Genomic DNA, 21,391 nt, shown 5'->3' with positions numbered 1-21,391 from the left:
AAGATTCTCATTTAGAATTTCGGCTGAATCACCTTTAAATGAAAAATGCAATCCTTCCGCAAATTCTTGTTTTTCGCATGAGCCGGGGTGGTTTCGCAACATTTGTATTGTTTTGCTTTTTTTGACATTGTAGTCGAAAAAAATATCGTGTTTATTTTTGTCCTTTAAAAATGAACGATATAAATAATTGGATTGATGACTTAAAGCGAATTTAGTTATTATTAGTTAATGAATTTTTTGAAATCAAGAAGAATTTGAGTAATGTTATGAATAATTCATTTGAAAATGGCGATAGCAAAGTCCATCAGAATAAAAGAAAGTTGCTTTTATTTTCTCCATTGATTTTTATTCTTTTAGTTTTAGGTCTATTCATTTTGATCTATATGACAGACCTTCCTTTTGATGCGTCCGTTGTCATATTTCTTCTTTGTTCCTTTGTTTTATTTATGGTTTTGCTGAGCCCATTTTTTTCAGAACCTCTTAAAATTGAGGAAAATGAAGATTTCTTGATATGCTATCTTTTTTATGGGAAAAAGGTTGTTTCTCTTACAGGAAATTGCACTTATAATATTCAGTTTTATACTGATGGTGGGTGGGTGATTTCTTTTAGTACAGGCATATTACCAGTAAGATTTTCAAATGATGCGTTTGCGGATCTTTCGAAAATAGTTGATAAATTAAAGGATTGTCCGAACAATCAAAAGAGGAATGCCTTTATCATTACTATGAATGCTATAATTGGTATTGTAGCTATGATTGGTGGTGGGATAATGTTTGTGTCGGGAAGTAAGGGTGGAATTTTTTGTGTTATAGGTGGTCTGGCGTCTATATTTGAAATTGCAAATGAAATGTTTGGAGGCAAGAAACAACCTAAACCGTCCGTAAAACCTGTTCTTCCTACATTTATGGAAGGGGTGGTGGGAATATTGACTCTTTTTCCTCTGCTGTTTGCTTTCATGATTTTTGCAAATGAGGGGATTTCTGTAATGCCTGCGTTTGCATTGATTGCAGGCGAGGCTTGTATTTGCTTCTATCTTCTAAACTACCAGAAAAAAGTAAAAAAGGGAATGGGAATATTGTACTCATTCCTAGATTCTGCAAAATATTTAATCCTTTTCTTTCTTGCTTTGGGATATCTTGTTTATCACTTTGTAGTCTCGTAGTTTACAGGAATCCAACAGAAAACTTGGCTACTTGTTGCCTTAGTGGCTATGTTTTTCTTTGTAACAATAAATTAATTTTTTTTGCGAAAGTTCTTTTGAGAAAAAGAGAATTTTTTTGCAAGTGTTTTTTTTACAGAAATTTTTCTTTCTAAATTTGTCTACATGAAATTTATAAACAAACTTAGGTTTGCTTTTCTAGTTGTATTTGTAATTGGTCCCTTAGTGTGGGCGCAACAAACAACTCTTCCTCCGCTCCCGATTCCCGATTCGGTTGTCGTAAAAAATTTGAATGTCAAGAATACCGAAATTCGTGACTTGCTTCAAGGACTTGCCGTTCAGTATGGACTGAATCTTTTTTTGGCTTCTGGCGAACATTTTTCTGATTTTTAACGAAAATTGGCTGATTTTTGGCGAAAAATTATAAAATTTAACGAATATTTTTAATTTTTAGCGAATTTTTAGTTAAATTTGACGAAAACAGGATTCATCAAAAATGCTTCAAAAGAAACTTGACTTCGTAATCAGTGAGGTTCTCGAGCAAAAGAGCGAGAACAACCATCTAGAAATTAAGAAGGCCGAGGGCGGCTGCCCCAAGCTTTTTGATACGCTATCTTCGTTTTCGAACCAAAAAGACGGCGGCATTATTCTTTTTGGCATTGACGAAAAAAATGATTTTGATGTCTGCGGTGTCTATGACGCGGCCGATTTGATAAAGAAAATTTCGGAACAGTGCTTGCAGATGGAACCAGCTGTTAAAGCCCTCTGTACAACGACCGTTTTTAACGGGAAGACGGTCGTAAGTGCGGAAATCCCCGAAATAGATGATTTTCAAAAGCCCTGTTTTTACAAGGGAGCCGGCAGATTGCGTGGTTCCTATGTTCGTGTTGGAGAAAGCGACCGCCAGATGACCGAATACGAGGTCTATACCTACGAGGCGTTCAAGAAAAAAATCGAGGACGAGTTGCGGGTCGTGGAACGCGCCGGCGAAAAGGAACTGAGAACGGACGCCCTGAAAAAATATATGCTGGAGCTGCGGGAAAAGAAGCCCGCCATCGCCTCGCTCCCCATGGAACGCTGCCTGAGTTTGCAGGGATTCGTAGCTAACGGCCACCCGACTGTTACGGGACTCCTTATGTTCGGGGCTTATCCGCAGGGATTCTTCCCCGGGCTCTGCATCACGGCAGTTTCCGTCGCGGGGACGGAAATCGGCACCGTCGGAGAATCCGGAGCCAGGTTCATTGACAACAAACGTATCGAAGGATCGATTCGTCAAATGCGTGACGAGGCCGTGGCGTTCGTCATGCGCAACATGAAGACCTGCACCACGATTGATGAACGGACGGGAAACCGCGTGGACAGGCCGGAATATCCGGTTGTCGCCATCCGCGAAATCATCATCAACGCGCTTGTCCACAGGGACTACAGCATCCATACGGACAATTGCCCGGTCACTATCAGGATGTTTTCTGACAGGATCGAGGTGGAAAACCCCGGAGGGCTTTATGGACGGAACCGCATCGAGACGCTGGGAGAGTTCGGCGCGGATACGCGAAACCCATACCTGGCAAATGCCCTCGAAGTCATAGGGCAGACGGAAAACCGCTATAGCGGTATTCCCACAATAAAGCGTGCCATGGAGGAGGCCGGCCTGCAGCCACCCAAGTTCGAAAGCACCTACGGAGTGTTCCGCGTTACGTTGTACAACACTATCGCGAAAAAAGAAGAACCCTTGACTCCGTTCCAGCAGAGTATCCTTGATTTTTGCACAAGGCCAAGGACACGCGGCGAACTGGAAGAACGCTTCAAGGATGATATCACCATTGCCTACCTCATGACAAGGCACATTTTCCCGATGGTAGAGCGGGGCTTGTTGAAGTTGTCCATACCGGACAAGCCCAAGAGCAAGAAACAGCAATTCGTGACGGTGAAGCCCTGATGCTGGCGTGTTGACTGCCTGAAAATTTCTTATGATTGGAGAGGTATGCCTATCGAGTTCACACAGACGCAGCAACCTACGGAAATATCCGGTGATACTTTGTACGAAATGGCGATGGCATATGATGGCTCTGGCAGGAGGATTTCCAAGACCCGCTGGGTGAAGGCGCGGGGCGATGCGGGCTGGCAGCGCAGGCACGTGACTCACTATACTGGCATCGGCACGGAGGTGCGCGAGAATTTCACCGGCAAATCCATGCAAGGCGAGTGCAGTGAAAATGCACTTGTGTATTTTCATTGCCGAGCCGCAGGGGATTGCGCTTTGCGCAACGAACTCGACGACGAGACGCAGCTGAACTACTTTGGTGCCCGCTATTTTGACCCGTTCTTTGGCCTTTGGATGTCTCCTAATCCGGCGGGTCAGTTCGCGAACCCGTACAGCTACGGCGGCGATCCGGTAAACTTTGTTGATCCAAATGGTGAGTATAGAACCATTAACAGAAAAGGCTAGGAAGGGGGGGTATCGTAGAATGTTAAAATATTATGAAGATTTGGGGTATTAATGAAGTTCTTGCTATACTTAATAATCGCGTGCTTTCTTTGTGGCTGTGCCACAGGTGAATGCAGAACGAACGCATGCCTCACATACAAGAGAACGGAGGCTTTCTGTAACGAAATCCGAGCAGAGGGAGCCTTTTGTTTGGAATACGATTATTTTAACTACTGTATCAGGGAAGGTCTGAACAATCAAAAGATTGCAACGATGTGCATAGATACCCTGATTTATAAGGAAATCCTTGAGGTCTTTGACGGAAAATGGGCTAAAGGTACTGTTGGCAATAGCCAGCCAACTGAAGATTCTACGGGTGCAGGCCCTTATTGGATTGATCGAATAGAATACAGTTATAGTTCCTTTACGCGGGATGTAATTCAAGATACAGTAATTTACCATCATTATTGTAAGTCAAAAGACAATAAGAACTGTGACATGTTTTTTTTGATTCACACAAATAGGGGCCCAATGTACCAATATGATTACAAAACGAAAGAAATAAAAACCAAGGGTTGGCCTATGTAATTTCCCCAAATGCATACGGGTATTAGAATCATGTCGAAATATTTTTTATGTTTCTTCTTTTCATTTCGTTCTAAAATCAATTATTTTTTTTAATTATCAGGTAAAATGAATTTGTATAACAAAGGAACAATCATGAAAATAAAAATTTTACTTGCAGCATCTATTCTTTTAGCTGCATGCGGAGATGATGATGAAATCGGCGAATTTGAAATAAAGTGACTCATTTGTTATATTAACGACATGGTGCTAAAGATATTCCCCATCGGCGAAAGGAAAATCGCAGACGGAACGGTTTAAACTGATGCAAAAGATCCTTTTTGTTTGCGATAAAAACGAGTGTACCAGTTTCGGGCGATTGACGCTGAATCTGGTCAAGGCGGTGTCGGGAAAATTCGATGCCCATGTGCTTTGGCTCAAGACTCCCAAGTTCTTTGGTGAAGCCGATAAGAATGCGACGACTTCGCAAGATTCTAACTATGAATCTCACGAAGTGTGGGCGAAATCGCTCTATACGGGATATTTGAGTTTCCGTTCTCCGCTTAAAAAACTGGTCAAGAAAATCCAGCCCGAAATCGTCTTTTTTATTCGGCCGGAACTCGGTTTCTTGGTGCCGGTGGTGAAGGGCCGCGCAAAGACGGTCATGTTCGTGCATGATACCTTTGCCGAAACTTTGTACCCGAACAGCACGAAGTTCAAGTTGTTGAACTTGTTCTACATTCGCCCGACTGTTAAGGCGGACTTTTTCGTGTACAATTCCAACTGGACTCGCGGCCAAGCGGCGGACCATTTTGGCATAGAAATGTCGTCAAAGCCGGGAGCCGTCATCGGTTGCCCCATCGATAGCGCCTTGTTTAACAAGCCCGAAACGAAACCGACGTTTGAAGAAAAGAAAGTTTTTCTGCGCAAGTACGGCATCAAGAATTTTGATGGCATGTGCCTGAACGTAAGCCTCGACGAACCCCGCAAGAATATCGAGACTTTCTTTGAAATGGCAAGCCTCAGGCCGCATGTGGCCTTTGTTCGCGTGGGCAAGTTCTCGGATCGCCTGCGCGCTATCGTGAACGAAAAGAAACTTTATAACGTCTATCATTTTAGCGAGTTTAAAGCGCATGAACTGCGCGACTTTTACCGCCATGCTGACCTCATGGTGTATCCGTCGCTTTTAGAAGGCTTCGGCCTTCCGCCTATCGAAGCGATTGCTTGCGGAACGCCTGCGCTCTGCGCCGCCACCTCGGCTGTCAAGGAAAACCTTGACGGAGTTTGCCCGCTGATCAATCCGCCGACGGATGCCGAGGCATACGCCCGCGTGATCGATCGCGTGCTCGCCGGCGAAAATGTAATCGATGAATCTAATGCAAAAAAACTCCTGGAACATTGTTCCATGGAGTCTTTCAGCAAACGAGTTGCAGATTTTTTTAATTCTATTTCCGGCGCCACACCTTAATCAGGCTGTGGTTCTTTCTGGTTGCAAGCCAAAGCGTCGGCCAAATCAGAATCAAGTCGCGAATCAGGCTTGTCCAGGCTTCGGCCTTGTCGTGGGCGTCGCCGTCTTCAAGCTCAAAGCAACCGCAAGTGATTCCGAGGTCATTGCCCAAGGCCCAAGCGAGAGCAATGATAAAGCTTACGAACATCCAGAAAATGGCGAAGGCCGATTCACGTACGAACGGCGTTACAATCATGGCAAGTCCAAACCAGAATTCAAACTGCGGGTAAACCAGCGCAAAGAAGTTGTTCACGCTTTCCAAGTGCAAAGCGGGGAAGAACTGGTACTGCGCCACAAGGACTGCGAACTGGTGCGGGTCCTGAATCTTGTAGATGCTTGCGAAAATGAACATGCCGCCAATGCCCACACGGAACAAGGTTTCGAGCGCACGGATGGCAAAGTCCTTTTGCAGGCGGTAAGCCGGAACGCAAATGCCCGTGGCGATAATGATGGCGGCAAGGCCCACATGAATATTGTAGCGGTATGCCTTCGGCCAAATGTCAATCAGCCAATCCTGGTCGGTAAAAGTCAAGAACGATTCCGGGAACGAAATTTCGGCAACACCGATAGCTACCAGAATCGAGGCTACAACGAGCAGTACTGCAGAGATAATCGTCTTCTTCATTACAGCACCTCGTCCGGCTTGGCAAGTATTTCCTGGCTGCCGATCCAGTCGACCGACTTGGAATCTTCAACGCGAATGTTGTTGATTACGGCAAGCGCAATGCAGAATGCGGCAATCCCCAAAAGGACAATCCAGTTCAGGGATTTTAAATAACTTTTGAGATAATCGAATACTTTAAGAGCAATTGATTTCATATCCATAAGATACAAAATCTTCGGTCTTATTTAGTCCACAGGCTTTTTTCTTTTTCAATAAACTTGGCGAAATCTTCAGGCGCCACCGGCTTCGAAAAGAAATAGCCCTGAATTACGTCGCAACCCATTCTTCTGAGTGCGCGCAGCTGAGATTCAGTTTCGACACCTTCGGCAACGCAAGGAACCTTCAAGAATTTGGCGATATCGATAATCAGTTCCACCATCCTCTTGTTCTTTTCGTGTTTTTCCATGCTGCGGACAAAAGACATGTCGATTTTTAGAATGTCGATCGGAATTTCGGTCAGCATGCCGAGCGAAGAATAACCGGTACCAAAGTCGTCCATTTCGATTTTAAACCCTTTCTTGCGCATGCTGTCGAGCACTTCGATTAAGCCCTGTGCGTTTTCGGCGTAGGCACTTTCGGTAATTTCGATCATGTACTCGCTGGGCGAGAGATTGTTCTCTTTCAAAATGTTGCAGAATTTGTTCTCAAGATCCGGATCGTAAATGTCAATACGCGAAACGTTTACCGACACGGGAACGGTAAAGTCATATTCGTCCTTCCAGCGGCGGATTTGGGCGGCGGCTTCTTTCCACACGTAGTAGTCAACCATCTGAATCAGGCCGTTCGATTCGAACAAAGGAATGAAGTCTCCCGGATTGATAAAGCCGAGAGTCGGGTGAATCCAGCGGATAAGCGCCTCGGCACTGCGCAGGTGCGGCTTGTCGCCTTGAATAGCATACTTGGGCTGGTAGTACACCCTCAAGTCCTTGCGTTCGATCGCTTCGTAAACGTCCCTAATCAAGCGTTCTTCGCGAAGATGCTTACTGTGTAGTCCACTGTTGTATGTGGATACAGAAATCGTAAAGTTTCCGCTAATGCGGTCGCAAGCGCTCTTGGCACGGTCAAACCATGTTTCGGGGTCAATCATTCCCCGTTCTACGTAATGCCATACGCCCACACGGACTCGGATATTGCTTACTTTGATATAATGGGTAAGAATAGTCTGAAGCGCTGTCTGAAGCTCTTGGTAGTCATCTTGGTGAATGCAGTATACGTAGAAAACGTCTGCGCTGGCGCGGCAGGCAATCGCATTCAAGGTTGTAAGCACTTGTTGCAGGTAGACCCCGATTTCTGCCAGAACCAGGTCGCCGGTACCGCGTCCGTAAATTTCGTTAATCAAACGGAAATGTTCGATGTCAATGACAACGGCATCGCGGTCAGAACCCATGTCCAGCGGGAGTATCTGCTTCAGGTATTCAAAGAAATAGTCAATGGTATAAAGTCCCGAGAGCTTGTCCCTTTCGGTCTGTTGCACCAGGTTCTTGCTTTCGTATAAAGCTATGGTGCGTTCGCAGCGGGCCAGAATAATGTCGGGGGAACTCAGAGGCTTGCGTATGAATTCGTCTGCACCCAGTTTGTAACATCCGCTTTCATCGTTTTCTCCTGTAATGACGATGACGGGAATGTTCTGCAAAAAGCTTTGGGCGTTTCGTTGCTTTAAAAATTCGATACAGGTGTCGTCGGGTAGGTCTTGTTCCAGTAAAATAAGGGAATAGGTTGTGGGGGCGTCCATCAATAAAAGCAAAGCTTCTTGCGTGTTGCCGACAACAGTGATGTTGTAAGACTCTTCCAGGACATTTTGAAAAGTTTCCTGGCAATCTGGATTGTCTTCGATCACCATTATATTTTGTCTAGACTTGTACGACGACATTATTTTCTCACTTCCTCGTAAAGAATATAAAAAAAAGACGCTCGACGAATGCCGAGCGTCCCAAACTCTTGGTTTGAGTGGTTACTACCTGGAGTAGTATTCCACGACGAGCTGTTCTTCGAGCTTGACGGGGATCTGGTCGCGGAGCGGGAGCTTCACGAGAGAGCCTTCCATCTTGCCGGCGTCGACAGTCACGTATTCAGGGGTTGCCGGAGCGTTAGCAATGGCTTCCTTGATCTGAACGTGTTCCTTAGAGCCTTCGCGAACTGCAATCACGTCACCGGCCTTGATCTGGCGGGACGGAGAGTAGCTGCGGACACCGTTCACGGTGAAGTGACCGTGAGCGACATACTGGCGAGCTGCGAAAATCGTGCGAGCAAAGCCCATGCGGTAGACGAGGGCGTCCAGACGGGTTTCGAGCAAGATCATCAGGTTGTCACCAGCAGAACCGGCGCGACGGTTGGCTTCGTCATAAGCCTTGGCCAACTGAGCTTCGGAAATGTTGTAGGTGAAACGCAGACGCTGCTTTTCAACGAGCTGCTGCTTGTACACGGAAGAAGACTTCTTGCGGGTCTGACCATGCTGGCCGGGTGCAAAGTTACGGCGATCGAGAGCCTTCTGAGTCTTCTGAGAGACGGCGAGTCCGAGAGAACGGGCTACCTTACCTTTTGGTCCACGGAAAGAGGACATTTTTACCTCGTTAAAGGAAGCTCTTTGGTTAACATGCATGTTGGCAGAGCTTGGCGCGACATGCACTCATTGGTGTGACATATATAGAAATAATTTGGCCGTTTTTCAACGGAATCTCCCCAAAAACACCCTGAACCACCCCCGTAGGTCGTCACTTTATTATATTAGGGGCATGGAATGGAACGAAAATCAGCTGAAAGAACCGCAATTAATCGATATCCCTATTGCCCATGACCAACGTGGTAACCTGAGCGTCGTGGAAGGGGGCGAACTGGTGCCTTTCGATATCAAGCGAGTGTATTACCTGTACGACGTTCCCGGTGGCACCACCCGTGGCGGACATGCCCATAGGAATCTCCGCCAGCTGATTATTGCTGCAAGCGGCAGTTTCGACGTCATCTTAGATGATGGTAAAAAGCGAACCAAGTATTCCTTGAACCGTTCCTATCACGGACTCTATATTCCCACTATGCATTGGCGCGAAATCGAGAACTTCTCGTCGGGTGCGGTGTGCATGGTCTTGGCGTCCGAACATTACGATGAATCGGACTACATCTACGATTACGATGCTTTTGTAAAAGAGTCTGCAGAAAAATGACATCGCGTCATTTTTCGTAAGTAACGTTCACGCAAGCCTTGGCGCCAAAAGATTCCTTGAATCGGAGTAGGCTTTCGTTCAAGACTTCTCCGCCGTTTTCGGTAGAAATGCCCCAAGAAATTTTCTGGTAGCCGTCGAGGGCGGCTTCTCGCATCACGCGTACATATAGGGCGCAACCGGTCTGGAACTTTGTGTAATCCGGATTGGGCGCGATGTACTGGGCGTGAATGGTTTTTGTCTTTTCGAACAAGAAGAGCATCATGACTGCAACCAGGGTGTCTCCGTCCCACATGCCGCGGAAGCGGATGTGTTCGGGAATACGGTTGTCCTTCAGGTCGTAGAGCTCCTGCAAGGAATGGACCGGATGCACGTGGTGCTTGGATTTCGAAATTTCCAGGAAACGGTAGAAGGTCTCAAAGTCTTCCGCTTTTTCCAAGTTTCCGAATCGGATGCCTTCAATTTCGGATTTCTTGAAAATGCGGCGACAATCCTTGTCGCAGTTTTCGAGCGGGTCTACGTCGGATTGCAACGTACAATACGAACTCAGTTCCGTGTGGCGCGTGTATCCCAAGTGTTCCAGCATATATTCCAGAAGGTCTGGACTTTCTTCGGCGAAAATGGCAGGAGTAATCTTGAATCGAATGTTTTTGAATCGGCCGGTAAGGTACTGGTCTGCTTCCTTCAAAATTTCAAGGAGCCTTGAACCGCTGTAGAACTGCTTTGCGACAATAGGGCCGCCAAAAGTGGTCCCCGCATGGGAAATAAAGGTTTGTTCCTTTACCACGCCCGGGAAATAGGCCGCAAGAATCCCGCTTTTTTCAAGCGCGAAACTGGCGTCGGTAAAGCGCCCTGCGGGGTGGTAGTTCAAGAACCGTCTGGTTTGCAAGAACGTCCCGTTGACAGATTCGCATTCCACAAAGTGATCCAGTCGCTTGTCTAGTTCGGGGCTGTAGGGCAAAATTTCGTACATATTTCCTAAAATAGTAAATTCCTAACCACTAATCACTGTCTACTTTCTACATTCTACTTCCTACTAATTTGCTATTTTCATGAATAATGATGAATGTCCCGTTTTATTCGCTGGATTATGTGAATCGCGCTTTAGGTGATGCCCTGCGCGAATCTTTTTCTGATGTTCTTGATTCAAAGTGGTTTATTCGCGGTTCGCGTTGCGCTGCGTTCGAAGAATCCTTTGCGGCCTATTGTGGCAAAAAAGCTTGCGTCGGAGTAGGAAACGGCTTAGATGCGCTGACCTTAATGTTGAAAGCATCTATTCTCCTTGGACGAATGGCAGAAGGCGATGAGGTGATTGTTCCTGCCAACACTTTTGTGGCTACGGTTTTGGCGGTGCGAGCCGCTGGCCTTGTTCCGGTGCTTGTGGAACCGAATCCTGAAACCTGCGTGTTGGATGCGTCTCGGTTAACTGATGCTTGCTCTGCAAGGACCCGTGCCGTTTTGGTGGTGCACTTGTACGGTCGCCTGGCGGATATGCCCGCGATTTGTGAATTTGCAAAGGCGCATAACCTGCTGGTGTTCGAAGATGCTGCTCAAGCACACGGCGCTGTTTTAGATGAGAATAAACTCTCGTCTAATGCAGCGGCCTACAGTTTTTACCCCACTAAAAATCTTGGCGCCATGGGCGACGGGGGAGCGGTGGTGACCGACAATCAGGAACTTGCTCAAGTGGTAAGGTCTCTTGGCAATTACGGCTCTTACGAAAAATATGTGAATAAATATGTGGGTGTAAATTCACGTCTTGACGAAGTCCAGGCGGCTGTACTGCTTGCAAAACTTCCGCATTTGGATTCTTGGAACAGACGCCGTCAAGAAATTGCGGCTCGGTATTGCTCCGAAATCAAGAACCCGCTGGTGCGTGTAACGCCTGTTCCCGCGAATCCGAAATCCCATGTGTGGCATGTGTTCCCGGTATTCTGCGAGCGTCGCGACGATTTGCATAAGTTCCTTAAGGAACGCGGAATAGAAACCTTGATTCATTACCCGATTCCGCCACACCTGCAAGAAGCCTTTGACGGGGCTCTTTCTCGCGGTGAACTTCGCTACGGCCCGCTTCCGATTGCCGAAGAACTGGCCCGTACGGAACTCAGCATCCCGATGGGCCCTGGTATGACCGATGAGCAGGTCGCGTATGTTGTCGAATCCATTAACGCTTTTGCTTGATTTACGATGCCCTCAGATTTGAAATTTGCGAAACTTTTTGCCGGCTCCGGTGCGGTCACGTTGTTCAATGCGCTTCGCGCCTTTGCCATAAATAAGTTGTTGGCTGTTTTTCTGCCGCCTGCCGCCTTTGCGTGTGTGGGGCAGTTCCTGAATTTAATGAATATTGGCCAGGCCACGTCTTCGTTGGCTTTGCAGAATGGTTGGACTGCCTTGACAGCCCAGAATAAGGACAAGCGCGAAAAGCTTCTTGGCATTTGGCGTGGTGGGCTACGCCTTACAACTTTTGCGAGCTTGTTCACTTTTGTGGTGGCTCTCCTATTCTGCTTTATGGCGCCGCTTGAGGTGTTATTGCCCGGAGTCCCTGTGCGTCTTGCCCAGGCAGCCATCCTGTTTGCTTTGCCCGGAATTCTTGCGACAAATATCATCACCATAACGGCGGCCGTCATGAATGGCCTTGGTGAAAATCGCAAGTGGGCGACTATTAACATGGTGGCTTCGATATGGCAAGTGTTGTGGGTCGCTTTCTTCCTTTATACGGGGCGCCTTTCGGTTCTTTCTATTATTGCGACCCAGTCGGTGGTGGCGGCCATATTTGCTATTCAGGTGGCCAGTCGTGCCGGCTTTAGCGTTAAGCATATTTGGAAGACGGCTCTTGATACAAGGGGCCCATGGTTGTCCTATGCACTGATGGGCCTTATCCCGATGGTGCTAGCGCCTGTGGTACTTACCTTTATTCGAACGATAGTGGGCATGCGTTTTGGCGGTGATGCTGCAGGTATCTGGCAGAGTGTGTGGAAGGTCTCTGATTTTCTCTTTATGGCCATGTCCGCCATTTTGACAGTGATTCTTCTGCCGCGAGTTTCGCCTCAGATGACTCGTCAAGATTTTTTCGCAATGTTCCATCCGTTGTTACTTCGCATTATGGGAATTTCATTGGCGATGGTTTCAGCCCTGTACTTTGGCCGAAGCATATTAGTGCAGGTGCTTTTTTCGCAGGCGTACATGGGAGCTGTCGATTATTTGCCGATCCAGTTGGTGGGCGATTTCTTTCGGTCGGGAGGCTTTGCGCTTGCCTTGGTGCTGATTGCCCGGGCCGAAACCAAAAAATTCCTGGTGGTAGAAATAGCGTCAGAACTGCTGCTTGCTGTCGGTACTTACGTGGGAATTCGCATGTTTGGATTTAATGGTCCTATGATGGCGTACGCTTTTGAGAATTTCGTGTATATAGTTGCTCTTTACATCGTTGTGCGGAGGCTCAAGTGGAATACTCCATAACGAATATGTTTGCCGAAAAAATGACGGAAAATGTTTACGTGAAGGCTTTTGCTCAAGGCGTAGAAACCGAGCAACGTGAACTTCCTCCGCTTGTGTCGGTGTTGATGGCTAGCTACAATCACGAGAACTTTGTGGAGGCGGCTGTTAGGTCTATAATGGCGCAGAGGGGCGTTGCCTTCGAGTTGATTGTCGTTGATGACGGCAGCAAGGATTCTTCTCCGCAAATCTTGGAAAAGCTGCAGGCGGAACTCGGCTTTACCTATGTACATCGCGAAAATAAGGGCTTGATGCCTACGATGCATGAATTGTTGTCGATGGCTCGCGGAAAATATTTCTGCTCCTTTGCCTCCGATGACATCATGCCTAAAGGCAGGCTAGAAGCCCAGGCAAAATATCTGGAATCGCACCCCGAAGACCCGATGTGTTTTGGGCAGATTATTGTGATGGATGCCGAAGGTCATCACGGAAGTGACCCCGATCCCCGCTACACGCGCTCTATTCCTCGAGTGACCTTTGAACAGTTCTTCCTCGGACAGCGAGAAATTCACGGCTGCACCGAAATGATTCGCTTGGATGTTTTCCGCGAAATGGGCGGCTACGATTCCGAGTATCCCTTCGAAGATTTCCCGCAGTGGCTCAAGTTTCTGCATAAGTATGGCTCTTTACCGGTACTGCCGGCGTTGTGCTGCTACTATCGTGTTCACGGCAACAACATGTCATCGAATCGTGCATTGATGTATGGCACATTCTTGAAGGTGCTTGAACGCTACAAAGACCACCCTCTTTATCCGAAGGTGGTCAAGATTTGGAAATCGCACTGGTTTTCGGCATTGTGCTATTCAGACAAGAAAGAAGCGCTTCGCAAGCTGCCGGAGCTCTGGTCGCTTTCGCTTCCGTTCCTTAAACGCCTCCCAAAACTTTTTATTCCGCGTTTCTTGCTTAAGCAGTAAATTTCCGGATGATTTTGTTGATGCATCCTGCAAAGCCAAGGGTCTGCAGGTTTGTCCATAATGATAACGGCACAGACAGTGCCTTGGCAATGGGACGGGGGTACTTGGCGAACAGCGCCTGCCTGCGCTCAATTCCCTTGCGGACAGAATCCGGTCGCCAGGCGCTACTGAAATGGTGAATGCTGTAGGTCGCTACGGTGGTACGGATTATCCCGTCGATAAAACTCTTTGGCGAAAAAACATCTTCGCTCATGATGGTCAGATCGAACTTCTTGAACGTTTCCTGAAGAATGTTCGGAAGCACCATCTGGTCGACTTCATCTTCGTCGTAGCTGAAATTCTGTTCCTTGTAATAATCGAGAAGTGTTTGCAGGGGTACAAAGCCTGCTTCGCATCCCATCGTCGCTGCTTCAATTCGCTGAGAGCCGTTTTCGTATCCGAAAAAGTAAGGCTTCTCGAGAAGTTCGTCGAATGGTTTCAAGACTTCCACGTCGGTGTCAAGATAAATTCCGCCTTCTGTGTACAGCGCGTAAACCCTTACGGCGTCGGCGGCAAAGGCCCAACGTTTTTCAGCGAGAGCTTCTTTGACCCAAAGCAGATTTGTCGAAAGAGCTTTTTCGGCGTCCCACTTGACCCATTCAAAGTCGGGCAAGAACTTGTGCCAACTGTCAATGCAGCGCTGGATGCTTTCGGGGAAGGGTTCGCCAGAAAACCAACAATAGTGAAGTTTTTTAGGAATCATCCGAACCTCCGGAGCGCAAACTCGAAAACAGCTTTCCCGCCAAAAGAAATCAGGGCGGCTGCCTTGTTGCGTGTGCGACTGCTGGTGTTAAACAGTGTCTCTTGGCGGTATTCCTTGATGTGCATCCAGGCCCGAGTCCTGAAATCCTTGAATTCATCGGTGTCGGGGGTGCGCATCAGGATGCTACAACTTGCGCTAAAAAGATTGCTGTGGGCTGCCCGCTGGAGTTCTGGGCTTTTACCTTCTACAAGAGTGCAGATTTTTTCGGCGATGTCCAACAGTTCCGCTTTCTTGTAGTTGTAGGCGGTTGCAAGAATGCTCGTGTTGTGTCGGCGGTTCAGGTAAAGCGGCTCGGGAACGAATGCGACTTTTTTTGCCTCCAAAAGCACTTGCGGAATGCAGTCCATGTCTTCGAAATAGATTCCTGGAGTGAACCTGCGGCTTTGCCAGATTTGGGCGTCGTAGAGTTTGCTCCAGGCAGAATAATCGGGGCCTTCTTTTTGGTAGAGAGCTCGTTCCAAAGCTTTTTCAGGGGAAAGTGCAATCGCTTGTGTCGTTGCCGTTTCTCCGTTGGCAATTTCAGAGTCCTTCCAGAAAAGTTGCTTGTCGCTGCAGGCGATACTTGCGTTATTCTGCTTTGCGGCGTCCAGAAGTTTTTGTAGAAAACGGGGGGCCAGCATGTCGTCGCTATCGACGAAGGTTATCCAGTTTCCGCAGGCGGCTTTAATCCCCGTGTTACGCGCTTCGGAAAGTCCCTTGTTTTCTTGATGGATGATGACGATACGGTTGTCTTTGGCTGCAAATTGTTCTACGATGGCAGCGCTGTTGTCTGTAGAACCGTCATCGACGGCGATGATTTCGAAATCAGAGAATGTCTGCGCTAACACACTGTTCAAGCAATCCTCAAGGAACAGTTCTGTGTTATAGACTGGTATGATGACGCTGACTTCTGGCACTATCTACTTATTCAAATTTTGAACGACTTCGCCCCAACCCATTTGCACAATGGCACCGGCGCGAACCAAGTTGCCTTGTGCGTCTTCGTATTCCTTTAGAATCCGGCTCCATTCCGATACGTCGCGGCGGAACTTGACATCTTTATGAATGCGTTTCATGAGCATGTCCTGTTTCCATTGAGCTGCGGCAGAAAGTTTTTGACAAGAAACATCGAGCGCGTCCAAGTAGGCGGGAATGGCGTCAAGGAAAGTCTTTTCGAAAGGCTTTGCCTTGGACTTTGCCTGTAGGACCAAGTTTTTTTGGTTAATGGCGTTCTTGCGGATTTCGCTCATGAGTCGAACAATTCGCTCAAAATCCACTTGCGGCCAGAACAGGTTGAATGGCCACATCTTTTTCCAGTGAAATTTGAACATGGATTCGTGGGCCGTGTTTTTAGCCCTGATAAGTTCTTTGAGGTTTTCGAAAATGACCTGGGAGGGGAGCATTTCTTTGTTTTCTTGTTCGCTCATGGCCTGCAATATACTAAAAAAGGGGGTGTTTTCTGTAAAAAAGCCTTAAATTTCGGAAAGTTTGCTTGTTTTTTTTTATTTTGGAAGTAAATTCTATATGCAAAAAACTTGCAAAAGGATACTTATGGACAAAAAGAAATTCAAAATTTTGATGATTGTCGATATTGTGCTCATTATCGGCTTGTTTGCCTTGATGATGGTTCTGAAGGGCCAGTACAACGACCAGGCCCAGAAGACGGTGAAAGAACAGGTGGATGCCTACCTCGAACTTTCCAATGGTGCCGTTCAGGAACAGTGGAAGGCTGTCGACCAGTACGGTATGGCTTGGCGCCTTGTCTATGCGACTCTGACCACTGCAAAGACCGAAGCCGCTTTCGATGCCGCCGTCAAGGCAATCGAAGGCGACAAGGATGCCCGTTTCAAGCAGCTTTCTTACATGTACGAAGCTGCAGGCATTCCTCCCCAGGCCCAGAATTCCATTTACGAAAAGGCCGGCCTTGCCGACAAGTTCCTCTTGAAGAACGAAGGCGGCGTCAAGGAAGTGGCTTGCGGTAAGAACTGCGTCATTTCGTTCACGTTTGCAAAGGGCAAGCTGAAGTCCAGCGACTACAGTGCTCTTGCCAACTACAACATGGCCGATCAATTTAAGCTCGAAGCCCCTGCGGCCTACCATTTTGAATAAGGAGTTGTGAAAATGAACGTAAAGAATATTTCGATTGCACTCACCGTTCTGGTTATCGCTCTCCTTGCGACACTTTTGATGCAGAAGGGTAGCTACGTGTCCCAGGCTACGGAACACTACACCAAGACCACCACCAATTCCTACAAGGGTGCCTCCAAGATCATCGAATACGTGAACAACTCTATCGATGTGAACAAGGGCGTGTGGTCCCTGGCTTGCGAAACCGTGCAGTCTGTAAAGACTTCTCAGGACCAGGCTCGTCTGGAATCCAAGTATTTCCCGTCTACCAAGGGCTCCATGAGCATTGCGAACATGACTCGCCGCTTTGAAGCCACGGGTGCCTACTACATCATCTCCAAGTTCTCGAAAGTCGAAGTCGACAAGAAAACCGAAGTCAAATCTCTGGCTGGCCTCGTCTCTGTGAACGTGAACGCTCTCGTCGGTAATCCGGGCGAAGAAATTGAGGAAGCTGAGGAAGGCGAAGATGGCGCCGAAGAAGCTGTTGAAGAAGCTCCGGCCCCGAAGAAGGCTGCAAAGCCCGCCAAGGCCGCCAAGGGCAAAAAAGGCAAGAAGGGCAAAAAGCGCTAATCGCTTGACACTCAACGAGTTATAAAATTGTAAGAAACGACCCGCTCTGCGGGCCGTTTCTTGTTGTGATTATTTCAGCCTACTTCCTACTTCCTACTGTCTACTAATTTCTAAATTTCCCCTCGTAAAAAATCAAACCGAGGTTTATAATGCTCATTTTACGTGGTACGCCGGCTCTGTCGGATTTCCGTCTCCAGAAACTTTCTTCCGATTTCAAGAGCGCAGGCCTTTCTGTCGCTTCCGTTTACGCTGAATTCCTGCACGTAGTGGACCTGTCCGAGGGCCTATCCGATGCGGAAACCGAAACTTTGAAGAAGGTGCTGCACTACGGTCCGGCCCGCGAACCCAAGGCTCTCGAAGGCGAACTCTTCGTGGTGTGCCCGCGTCCGGGTACCATCAGCCCGTGGAGTTCCAAGGCTACCGATATTGCCCACATTTGCGGCCTCCCGGCCATCAAGCGCATCGAACGCGCTATTGCCTACTATGTAAAGTTTGAAGGTGCTGCACCGGCTGGCGCCCGTGAGAAAATCTCCGCCAAGATTCACGATCGCATGACCCAGGCCGTGTTTGCCGATACCGCCTCCTTGGAAGTTCTCTTCAGCAAGGAAGAACCGCGTCCGCTGAACGTGATTCCGGTGCTTACCGAAGGCCGCGACGCCCTCGTAAAAGCAGATAAAGAAATGGGCCTCGCTCTGAGCTCCGACGAAATCGATTACTTGGTAAAGAACTTCACCGAACTCAAGCGCAACCCCACCGACGTGGAACTCTACATGTTCGCGCAGGCCAACTCGGAGCACTGCCGCCACAAGGTGTTCGGTGCCGAATGGACCATCGACGGCGTCAAGCAGGACAAGTCCCTGTTCCAGATGATCAAGAACACCTACCAGCTCCACAACTCCAACATCTTTAGCGCCTACAAGGACAACGCCGCCGTGATGAAGGGCGCTGTCGCAGGCCGCTACTACGCTGACCCGCGCAACAACAAGTACGACTTCCACCACGAAGAAGTCGACATCTTGATGAAGGTTGAAACCCATAACCACCCGACGGCTATTTCTCCGTTCCCGGGTGCCGCTACTGGTAGTGGTGGCGAAATCCGTGATGAAGGTGCCACGGGTAAGGGCAGTAAGCCGAAGGCCGGCCTCACGGGCTTTAGCGTTTCGAACTTGAAACTGCCGGGTGCAGTCCAACCTTGGGAAAAGGACTTCGGAAGCCCGTCCCGTATTGCGTCTGCCCTCGACATCATGATCGAAGGCCCGCTCGGTGGCGCTGCGTTCAACAACGAATACGGCCGTCCGAACATTCTCGGTTACTTCCGTACTTTCGAACAGGAAGTCGATGCCCAGAACGGCAAGGAAGTCCGCGGTTACCACAAGCCGATTATGTTGGCCGGTGGTCTCGGTAACATCAAGCATGAACATATCGAAAAGGGCCACATCGACCCGGGTGACCACCTGATTGTGCTCGGCGGTCCGGCGATGCTCATCGGTCTCGGTGGTGGTGCCGCAAGTTCTGTGGCTAACGGTGCCGGTAATGAATCTCTCGACTTTGCCTCGGTGCAGCGTGAAAACCCCGAAATGGAACGCCGCTGCCAGGAAGTCATCGACCGCTGCTGGGCGATGGACGAAGAAAACCCGATTACCTTTATTCACGACGTGGGTGCAGGTGGACTTTCTAACGCCTTCCCGGAACTCGTGAACGATGGCGGTCTCGGCGGTAAGTTTGAATTGCGTAACGTCCCCAACGACGAACCGGGTATGAGCCCGTTCGAAATCTGGAGTAACGAATCCCAGGAACGCTATGTGATTGCAATCGCTGGCGACAAGCTGGATGTGTTCGACGCAATCTGTAAGCGTGAACGCTGCCCGTATGCTGTGGTGGGCGAGGCTATCCCTGAAAAGCACCTGACCCTGACCGATAAGCACTTCGGTACGACTCCGATTGACATGCCGCTCGGCGTGCTCCTCGGCAAGCCGCCCCGCATGATTCGTAACGAAAAGAGCCAGAAGCGTCCGCTCAATTCCACGGTGGTTCCGGCCGATGCCTCCATTAAGGATGTGGCGCACCGCGTGCTTGCAAACCCGACCGTCGCTGACAAGACGTTCCTCATTTCTATTGGTGACCGTTCTGTGACGGGTATGATTTGCCGCGACCAGATGGTTGGCCCGTGGCAGGTGCCGGTCGCCGACTGCGCCGTGACAAGCGCAACGCTTGATACTTACGAAGGTGAAGTCATGAGCATGGGTGAACGCGCCCCGGTTGCCTTGATTTCTCCGGCGGCCGCTGCCCGCATGACGGTGGCAGAATCCCTCACGAACATGGCTGCCGCTTGCGTGCCTGATATGGGCCGCGTGAACTTGTCTGCAAACTGGATGGCTACGCCGAACTACGAAGGCGACGGTGCCGACCTTTACGAAGCCGTGAAGTCTATCGGTATGGAACTCTGCCCGGATCTCGGCATTACGATTCCGGTGGGCAAGGACTCCATGAGCATGAGCACCGTGTGGCAGGATGACAAGGGTAGCCACCGCGTGACCGCTCCGATTTCTCTCGTGATCAGCGCCTTTGCACCTTGCGCCGATGTACGCAAGACACTTACCCCGCAGCTGTTGCAGGACAAGGATTCTACGCTCGTTCTCGTGGACCTTGCTCGCGGCAAGAACCGCATGGGCGCCTCCATTGCCGCTCAGGTTTACTGCAACCTCGGTGACAAGGCTCCGGATGTTGATTCCGCTAAGGAACTCCGCGCCTTCTTCGAAACAATCCAGAAGCTCAATGCGGCTGGCAAGATTATGGCCTACCACGACAAGAGCGATGGCGGCCTCTACACGACGCTTGCCGAAATGGCATTCGCAGGCCACGTGGGCGTGACGGTGAAGGCCGACGCCCTCAAGGGTAACCTCATCGACGCCCTCTTCAACGAAGAACTCGGTGCCGTGCTCCAGGTGAAGAATGCCGACCTCGCTGCTGTTAAGGCCGCTTTCGAAGCCGTCGGCCTCGGCGATACGGTTTCTGAAATTGCAACGCTTAACGATTCTTACAACTTGGTCATCGGCGACTACGCCGAAGGCCTCTCGGATCTCCGCGCCATCTGGAGCGACACGACCCGCCGCATCGCGGCCCTCCGCGATAACCCGGATTGCGCCGAAAGCGAATACAAGCTCAAGCTGGAACAGGACAATCCGGGTATCACGCCGAAGGTCACCTTCGACGTGGCGGCGTCTGCCAAGATTATCAAGGATTACGCAAGCCGCCCGAAGATGGCAATCCTCCGTGAACAGGGCGTCAACGGCGAACTCGAAATGGCCGCCGCCTTCCAGAAGGCCGGCTTCGAATCTATCGACGTTCACATGACCGACATTCTCGAAGGTCGCGTAAGCCTCAAGGACTTCAACGGTCTCGTGGCTTGCGGTGGCTTCAGCTACGGTGACGTTCTCGGTGCCGGCGAAGGCTGGGCCAAGAGCATCCTCTTCAACCCGAAGGCCCGTGCCGAATTCGAGGCTTACTTCAACCGCAAGGACACCTTCACGCTGGGCGTCTGCAACGGCTGCCAGATGGTCTCTAACCTCAAGGACCTGATTCCGGGTGCCAAGCACTGGCCGCGCTTTGTGCAGAACCTCTCCGAACGCTTCGAGGCCCGCTTCTGCACGCTCAAGGTCGAAGACACTCCGGCAGTGCTCCTCAAGGGCATGGCAGGCTCCGTGCTCCCCATTGCGGTCGCACACGGCGAAGGCCGCGCGGAATTCGCTAGCCGCGAAGCCGCCGAAGCCTGCCTGAAGACCGGTCTCGTGGCGCTCCGCTATGTGGACGGCAAGCACGAATACACTGAACGCTACCCGCTGAACCCTAACGGTTCCCCGTTCGGCATCAACGGCCTCTGCTCCGAAGACGGTCGCGCCCTCGTGATGATGCCGCACCCCGAACGCGTGTTCCGTACCTGCCAGTACTCCTGGCACCCGGCAGAATGGGGCGAAGACGGTCCGTGGATGCAGTTGTTCCGCAACGGACGTATCTTCGTGGGTTAATTTT

General features: G+C 49.4%; 21 protein-coding genes. 13 read left to right on the top strand and 8 right to left on the bottom strand.

Features of this window, described 5'->3' with window-relative positions:
- The first annotated feature begins 266 nt into the window (after positions 1-266).
- From B9Y58_RS07305 to B9Y58_RS07280, 6 genes are all read left to right on the top strand, one after another.
- Complete coding sequence (locus tag B9Y58_RS07305; RefSeq protein ID WP_073054883.1) at positions 267-1,163, top strand: hypothetical protein; 897 nt, start codon at positions 267-269, stop codon at positions 1,161-1,163.
- 162 nt (positions 1,164-1,325) lie between these two features.
- On the top strand, positions 1,326-1,553 hold the full coding sequence (locus B9Y58_RS07300; protein ID WP_073054885.1) for a hypothetical protein: 228 nt from the start codon (positions 1,326-1,328) through the stop codon (positions 1,551-1,553).
- 103 nt (positions 1,554-1,656) lie between these two features.
- Positions 1,657-3,099, top strand: coding sequence for an ATP-binding protein (locus tag B9Y58_RS07295; protein WP_073054887.1), 1,443 nt, complete (start codon positions 1,657-1,659; stop codon positions 3,097-3,099).
- A gap of 45 nt (positions 3,100-3,144) precedes the next feature.
- Positions 3,145-3,609 (top strand): RHS repeat-associated core domain-containing protein, encoded by a 465-nt coding sequence (locus tag B9Y58_RS07290; RefSeq protein WP_083532228.1) that lies wholly within the window; start codon positions 3,145-3,147, stop codon positions 3,607-3,609.
- 189 nt (positions 3,610-3,798) lie between these two features.
- Positions 3,799-4,176, top strand: coding sequence for a hypothetical protein (locus tag B9Y58_RS07285; protein WP_144066151.1), 378 nt, complete (start codon positions 3,799-3,801; stop codon positions 4,174-4,176).
- A gap of 301 nt (positions 4,177-4,477) precedes the next feature.
- A complete protein-coding gene (locus B9Y58_RS07280; protein ID WP_085534880.1) occupies positions 4,478-5,620 on the top strand; it encodes a glycosyltransferase in 1,143 nt (380 codons plus the stop codon).
- Here B9Y58_RS07280 and B9Y58_RS07275 read toward each other — a convergent pair.
- From B9Y58_RS07275 to rpsD, 4 genes are all read right to left on the bottom strand, one after another.
- Positions 5,598-6,284: a MauE/DoxX family redox-associated membrane protein gene (locus B9Y58_RS07275; RefSeq protein WP_085534879.1), complete on the bottom strand. Its 687-nt coding sequence runs from the start codon at positions 6,282-6,284 to the stop codon at positions 5,598-5,600. The two genes, B9Y58_RS07280 and B9Y58_RS07275, sit on opposite strands and share 23 nt — an antisense overlap.
- Positions 6,284-6,478, bottom strand: a complete 195-nt coding sequence (locus B9Y58_RS07270; protein WP_139261054.1) for a hypothetical protein — start codon at positions 6,476-6,478, stop codon at positions 6,284-6,286. Before B9Y58_RS07270 ends, B9Y58_RS07275 begins: the two co-directional genes overlap by 1 nt.
- Positions 6,479-6,504: 26 nt before the next feature.
- Complete coding sequence (locus tag B9Y58_RS07265) at positions 6,505-8,163, bottom strand: two-component system response regulator (RefSeq protein WP_159450067.1); 1,659 nt, start codon at positions 8,161-8,163, stop codon at positions 6,505-6,507.
- Between the two features lie 114 nt (positions 8,164-8,277).
- Positions 8,278-8,883, bottom strand: a complete 606-nt coding sequence (gene rpsD, locus B9Y58_RS07260) for a 30S ribosomal protein S4 (protein WP_085534877.1) — start codon at positions 8,881-8,883, stop codon at positions 8,278-8,280.
- 172 nt (positions 8,884-9,055) lie between these two features.
- Here rpsD and B9Y58_RS07255 point away from each other — a divergent pair, with 172 nt between their 5' ends.
- Positions 9,056-9,481: a sugar 3,4-ketoisomerase gene (locus tag B9Y58_RS07255; protein ID WP_085534876.1), complete on the top strand. Its 426-nt coding sequence runs from the start codon at positions 9,056-9,058 to the stop codon at positions 9,479-9,481.
- Between the two features lie 7 nt (positions 9,482-9,488).
- Here B9Y58_RS07255 and B9Y58_RS07250 read toward each other — a convergent pair whose 3' ends face one another.
- A complete protein-coding gene (locus tag B9Y58_RS07250) occupies positions 9,489-10,451 on the bottom strand; it encodes a GNAT family N-acetyltransferase (protein ID WP_085534875.1) in 963 nt (320 codons plus the stop codon).
- A gap of 86 nt (positions 10,452-10,537) precedes the next feature.
- On the opposite strand from B9Y58_RS07250, the gene B9Y58_RS07245 reads away from it, so the two are divergent.
- The 3 genes from B9Y58_RS07245 to B9Y58_RS07235 are packed head-to-tail and all read left to right on the top strand — an operon-like array spanning position 10,538 to position 13,884.
- Positions 10,538-11,659: a DegT/DnrJ/EryC1/StrS family aminotransferase gene (locus B9Y58_RS07245; RefSeq protein WP_085534874.1), complete on the top strand. Its 1,122-nt coding sequence runs from the start codon at positions 10,538-10,540 to the stop codon at positions 11,657-11,659.
- A 6-nt stretch (positions 11,660-11,665) separates the two neighbouring features.
- Positions 11,666-12,934: an O-antigen translocase gene (locus B9Y58_RS07240; RefSeq protein ID WP_234989103.1), complete on the top strand. Its 1,269-nt coding sequence runs from the start codon at positions 11,666-11,668 to the stop codon at positions 12,932-12,934.
- Entirely contained in the window at positions 12,919-13,884 is a 966-nt protein-coding gene (locus B9Y58_RS07235) for a glycosyltransferase family 2 protein (protein ID WP_233247883.1), read from the top strand. The genes B9Y58_RS07240 and B9Y58_RS07235 overlap by 16 nt, the downstream gene beginning before the upstream one ends.
- On the opposite strand, the gene B9Y58_RS07230 is transcribed toward B9Y58_RS07235, so the two are convergent.
- The 3 genes from B9Y58_RS07230 to B9Y58_RS07220 are packed head-to-tail and all read right to left on the bottom strand — an operon-like array spanning position 13,874 to position 16,092.
- Complete coding sequence (locus tag B9Y58_RS07230) at positions 13,874-14,626, bottom strand: glycosyltransferase family 32 protein (protein WP_073054904.1); 753 nt, start codon at positions 14,624-14,626, stop codon at positions 13,874-13,876. The two genes, B9Y58_RS07235 and B9Y58_RS07230, sit on opposite strands and share 11 nt — an antisense overlap.
- Positions 14,623-15,582, bottom strand: coding sequence for a glycosyltransferase family 2 protein (locus B9Y58_RS07225; RefSeq protein ID WP_073054906.1), 960 nt, complete (start codon positions 15,580-15,582; stop codon positions 14,623-14,625). The genes B9Y58_RS07230 and B9Y58_RS07225 overlap by 4 nt, the downstream gene beginning before the upstream one ends.
- Before the next feature lie 3 nt (positions 15,583-15,585).
- Positions 15,586-16,092, bottom strand: a complete 507-nt coding sequence (locus B9Y58_RS07220; RefSeq protein ID WP_073054908.1) for a hypothetical protein — start codon at positions 16,090-16,092, stop codon at positions 15,586-15,588.
- Positions 16,093-16,216: 124 nt separating this feature from the next.
- On the opposite strand from B9Y58_RS07220, the gene B9Y58_RS07215 reads away from it, so the two are divergent.
- From B9Y58_RS07215 to purL, 3 genes are all read left to right on the top strand, one after another.
- Positions 16,217-16,774: a hypothetical protein gene (locus tag B9Y58_RS07215; protein WP_073054910.1), complete on the top strand. Its 558-nt coding sequence runs from the start codon at positions 16,217-16,219 to the stop codon at positions 16,772-16,774.
- Between the two features lie 12 nt (positions 16,775-16,786).
- A complete protein-coding gene (locus B9Y58_RS07210) occupies positions 16,787-17,362 on the top strand; it encodes a hypothetical protein (protein WP_073054912.1) in 576 nt (191 codons plus the stop codon).
- Between the two features lie 149 nt (positions 17,363-17,511).
- Positions 17,512-21,387 (top strand): phosphoribosylformylglycinamidine synthase, encoded by a 3,876-nt coding sequence (gene purL / locus B9Y58_RS07205; RefSeq protein WP_073054914.1) that lies wholly within the window; start codon positions 17,512-17,514, stop codon positions 21,385-21,387.
- The last annotated feature ends 4 nt before the right edge of the window (positions 21,388-21,391 follow it).

The sequence above is a fragment of the Fibrobacter sp. UWB15 genome, from assembly GCF_900177705.1.
Classification (GTDB): domain Bacteria; phylum Fibrobacterota; class Fibrobacteria; order Fibrobacterales; family Fibrobacteraceae; genus Fibrobacter.
The sequence above is the reverse complement of the archived record's forward strand: the minus strand, read 5'-3'. Positions and strand labels throughout refer to the sequence as shown.

Excerpts from the sequence above, each read along its gene's own strand:
- B9Y58_RS07305 (WP_073054883.1), top strand. The coding sequence starts at position 267 with ATGAATAATTCATTTGAAAATGGCGATAGCAAAGTCCATCAGAATAAA.
- B9Y58_RS07300 (WP_073054885.1), top strand. The coding sequence starts at position 1,326 with ATGAAATTTATAAACAAACTTAGGTTTGCTTTTCTAGTTGTATTTGTA.
- B9Y58_RS07295 (WP_073054887.1), top strand. The coding sequence starts at position 1,657 with ATGCTTCAAAAGAAACTTGACTTCGTAATCAGTGAGGTTCTCGAGCAA.
- B9Y58_RS07290 (WP_083532228.1), top strand. The coding sequence starts at position 3,145 with ATGCCTATCGAGTTCACACAGACGCAGCAACCTACGGAAATATCCGGT.
- B9Y58_RS07280 (WP_085534880.1), top strand. The coding sequence starts at position 4,478 with ATGCAAAAGATCCTTTTTGTTTGCGATAAAAACGAGTGTACCAGTTTC.
- B9Y58_RS07275 (WP_085534879.1), bottom strand. The coding sequence starts at position 6,284 with ATGAAGAAGACGATTATCTCTGCAGTACTGCTCGTTGTAGCCTCGATT.
- B9Y58_RS07270 (WP_139261054.1), bottom strand. The coding sequence starts at position 6,478 with ATGAAATCAATTGCTCTTAAAGTATTCGATTATCTCAAAAGTTATTTA.
- B9Y58_RS07265 (WP_159450067.1), bottom strand. The coding sequence starts at position 8,163 with ATGGTGATCGAAGACAATCCAGATTGCCAGGAAACTTTTCAAAATGTC.
- rpsD (WP_085534877.1), bottom strand. The coding sequence starts at position 8,883 with ATGTCCTCTTTCCGTGGACCAAAAGGTAAGGTAGCCCGTTCTCTCGGA.
- B9Y58_RS07255 (WP_085534876.1), top strand. The coding sequence starts at position 9,056 with ATGGAATGGAACGAAAATCAGCTGAAAGAACCGCAATTAATCGATATC.
- B9Y58_RS07250 (WP_085534875.1), bottom strand. The coding sequence starts at position 10,451 with ATGTACGAAATTTTGCCCTACAGCCCCGAACTAGACAAGCGACTGGAT.
- B9Y58_RS07245 (WP_085534874.1), top strand. The coding sequence starts at position 10,538 with ATGATGAATGTCCCGTTTTATTCGCTGGATTATGTGAATCGCGCTTTA.
- B9Y58_RS07240 (WP_234989103.1), top strand. The coding sequence starts at position 11,666 with ATGCCCTCAGATTTGAAATTTGCGAAACTTTTTGCCGGCTCCGGTGCG.
- B9Y58_RS07230 (WP_073054904.1), bottom strand. The coding sequence starts at position 14,626 with ATGATTCCTAAAAAACTTCACTATTGTTGGTTTTCTGGCGAACCCTTC.
- B9Y58_RS07220 (WP_073054908.1), bottom strand. The coding sequence starts at position 16,092 with ATGAGCGAACAAGAAAACAAAGAAATGCTCCCCTCCCAGGTCATTTTC.
- B9Y58_RS07215 (WP_073054910.1), top strand. The coding sequence starts at position 16,217 with ATGGACAAAAAGAAATTCAAAATTTTGATGATTGTCGATATTGTGCTC.
- B9Y58_RS07210 (WP_073054912.1), top strand. The coding sequence starts at position 16,787 with ATGAACGTAAAGAATATTTCGATTGCACTCACCGTTCTGGTTATCGCT.
- purL (WP_073054914.1), top strand. The coding sequence starts at position 17,512 with ATGCTCATTTTACGTGGTACGCCGGCTCTGTCGGATTTCCGTCTCCAG.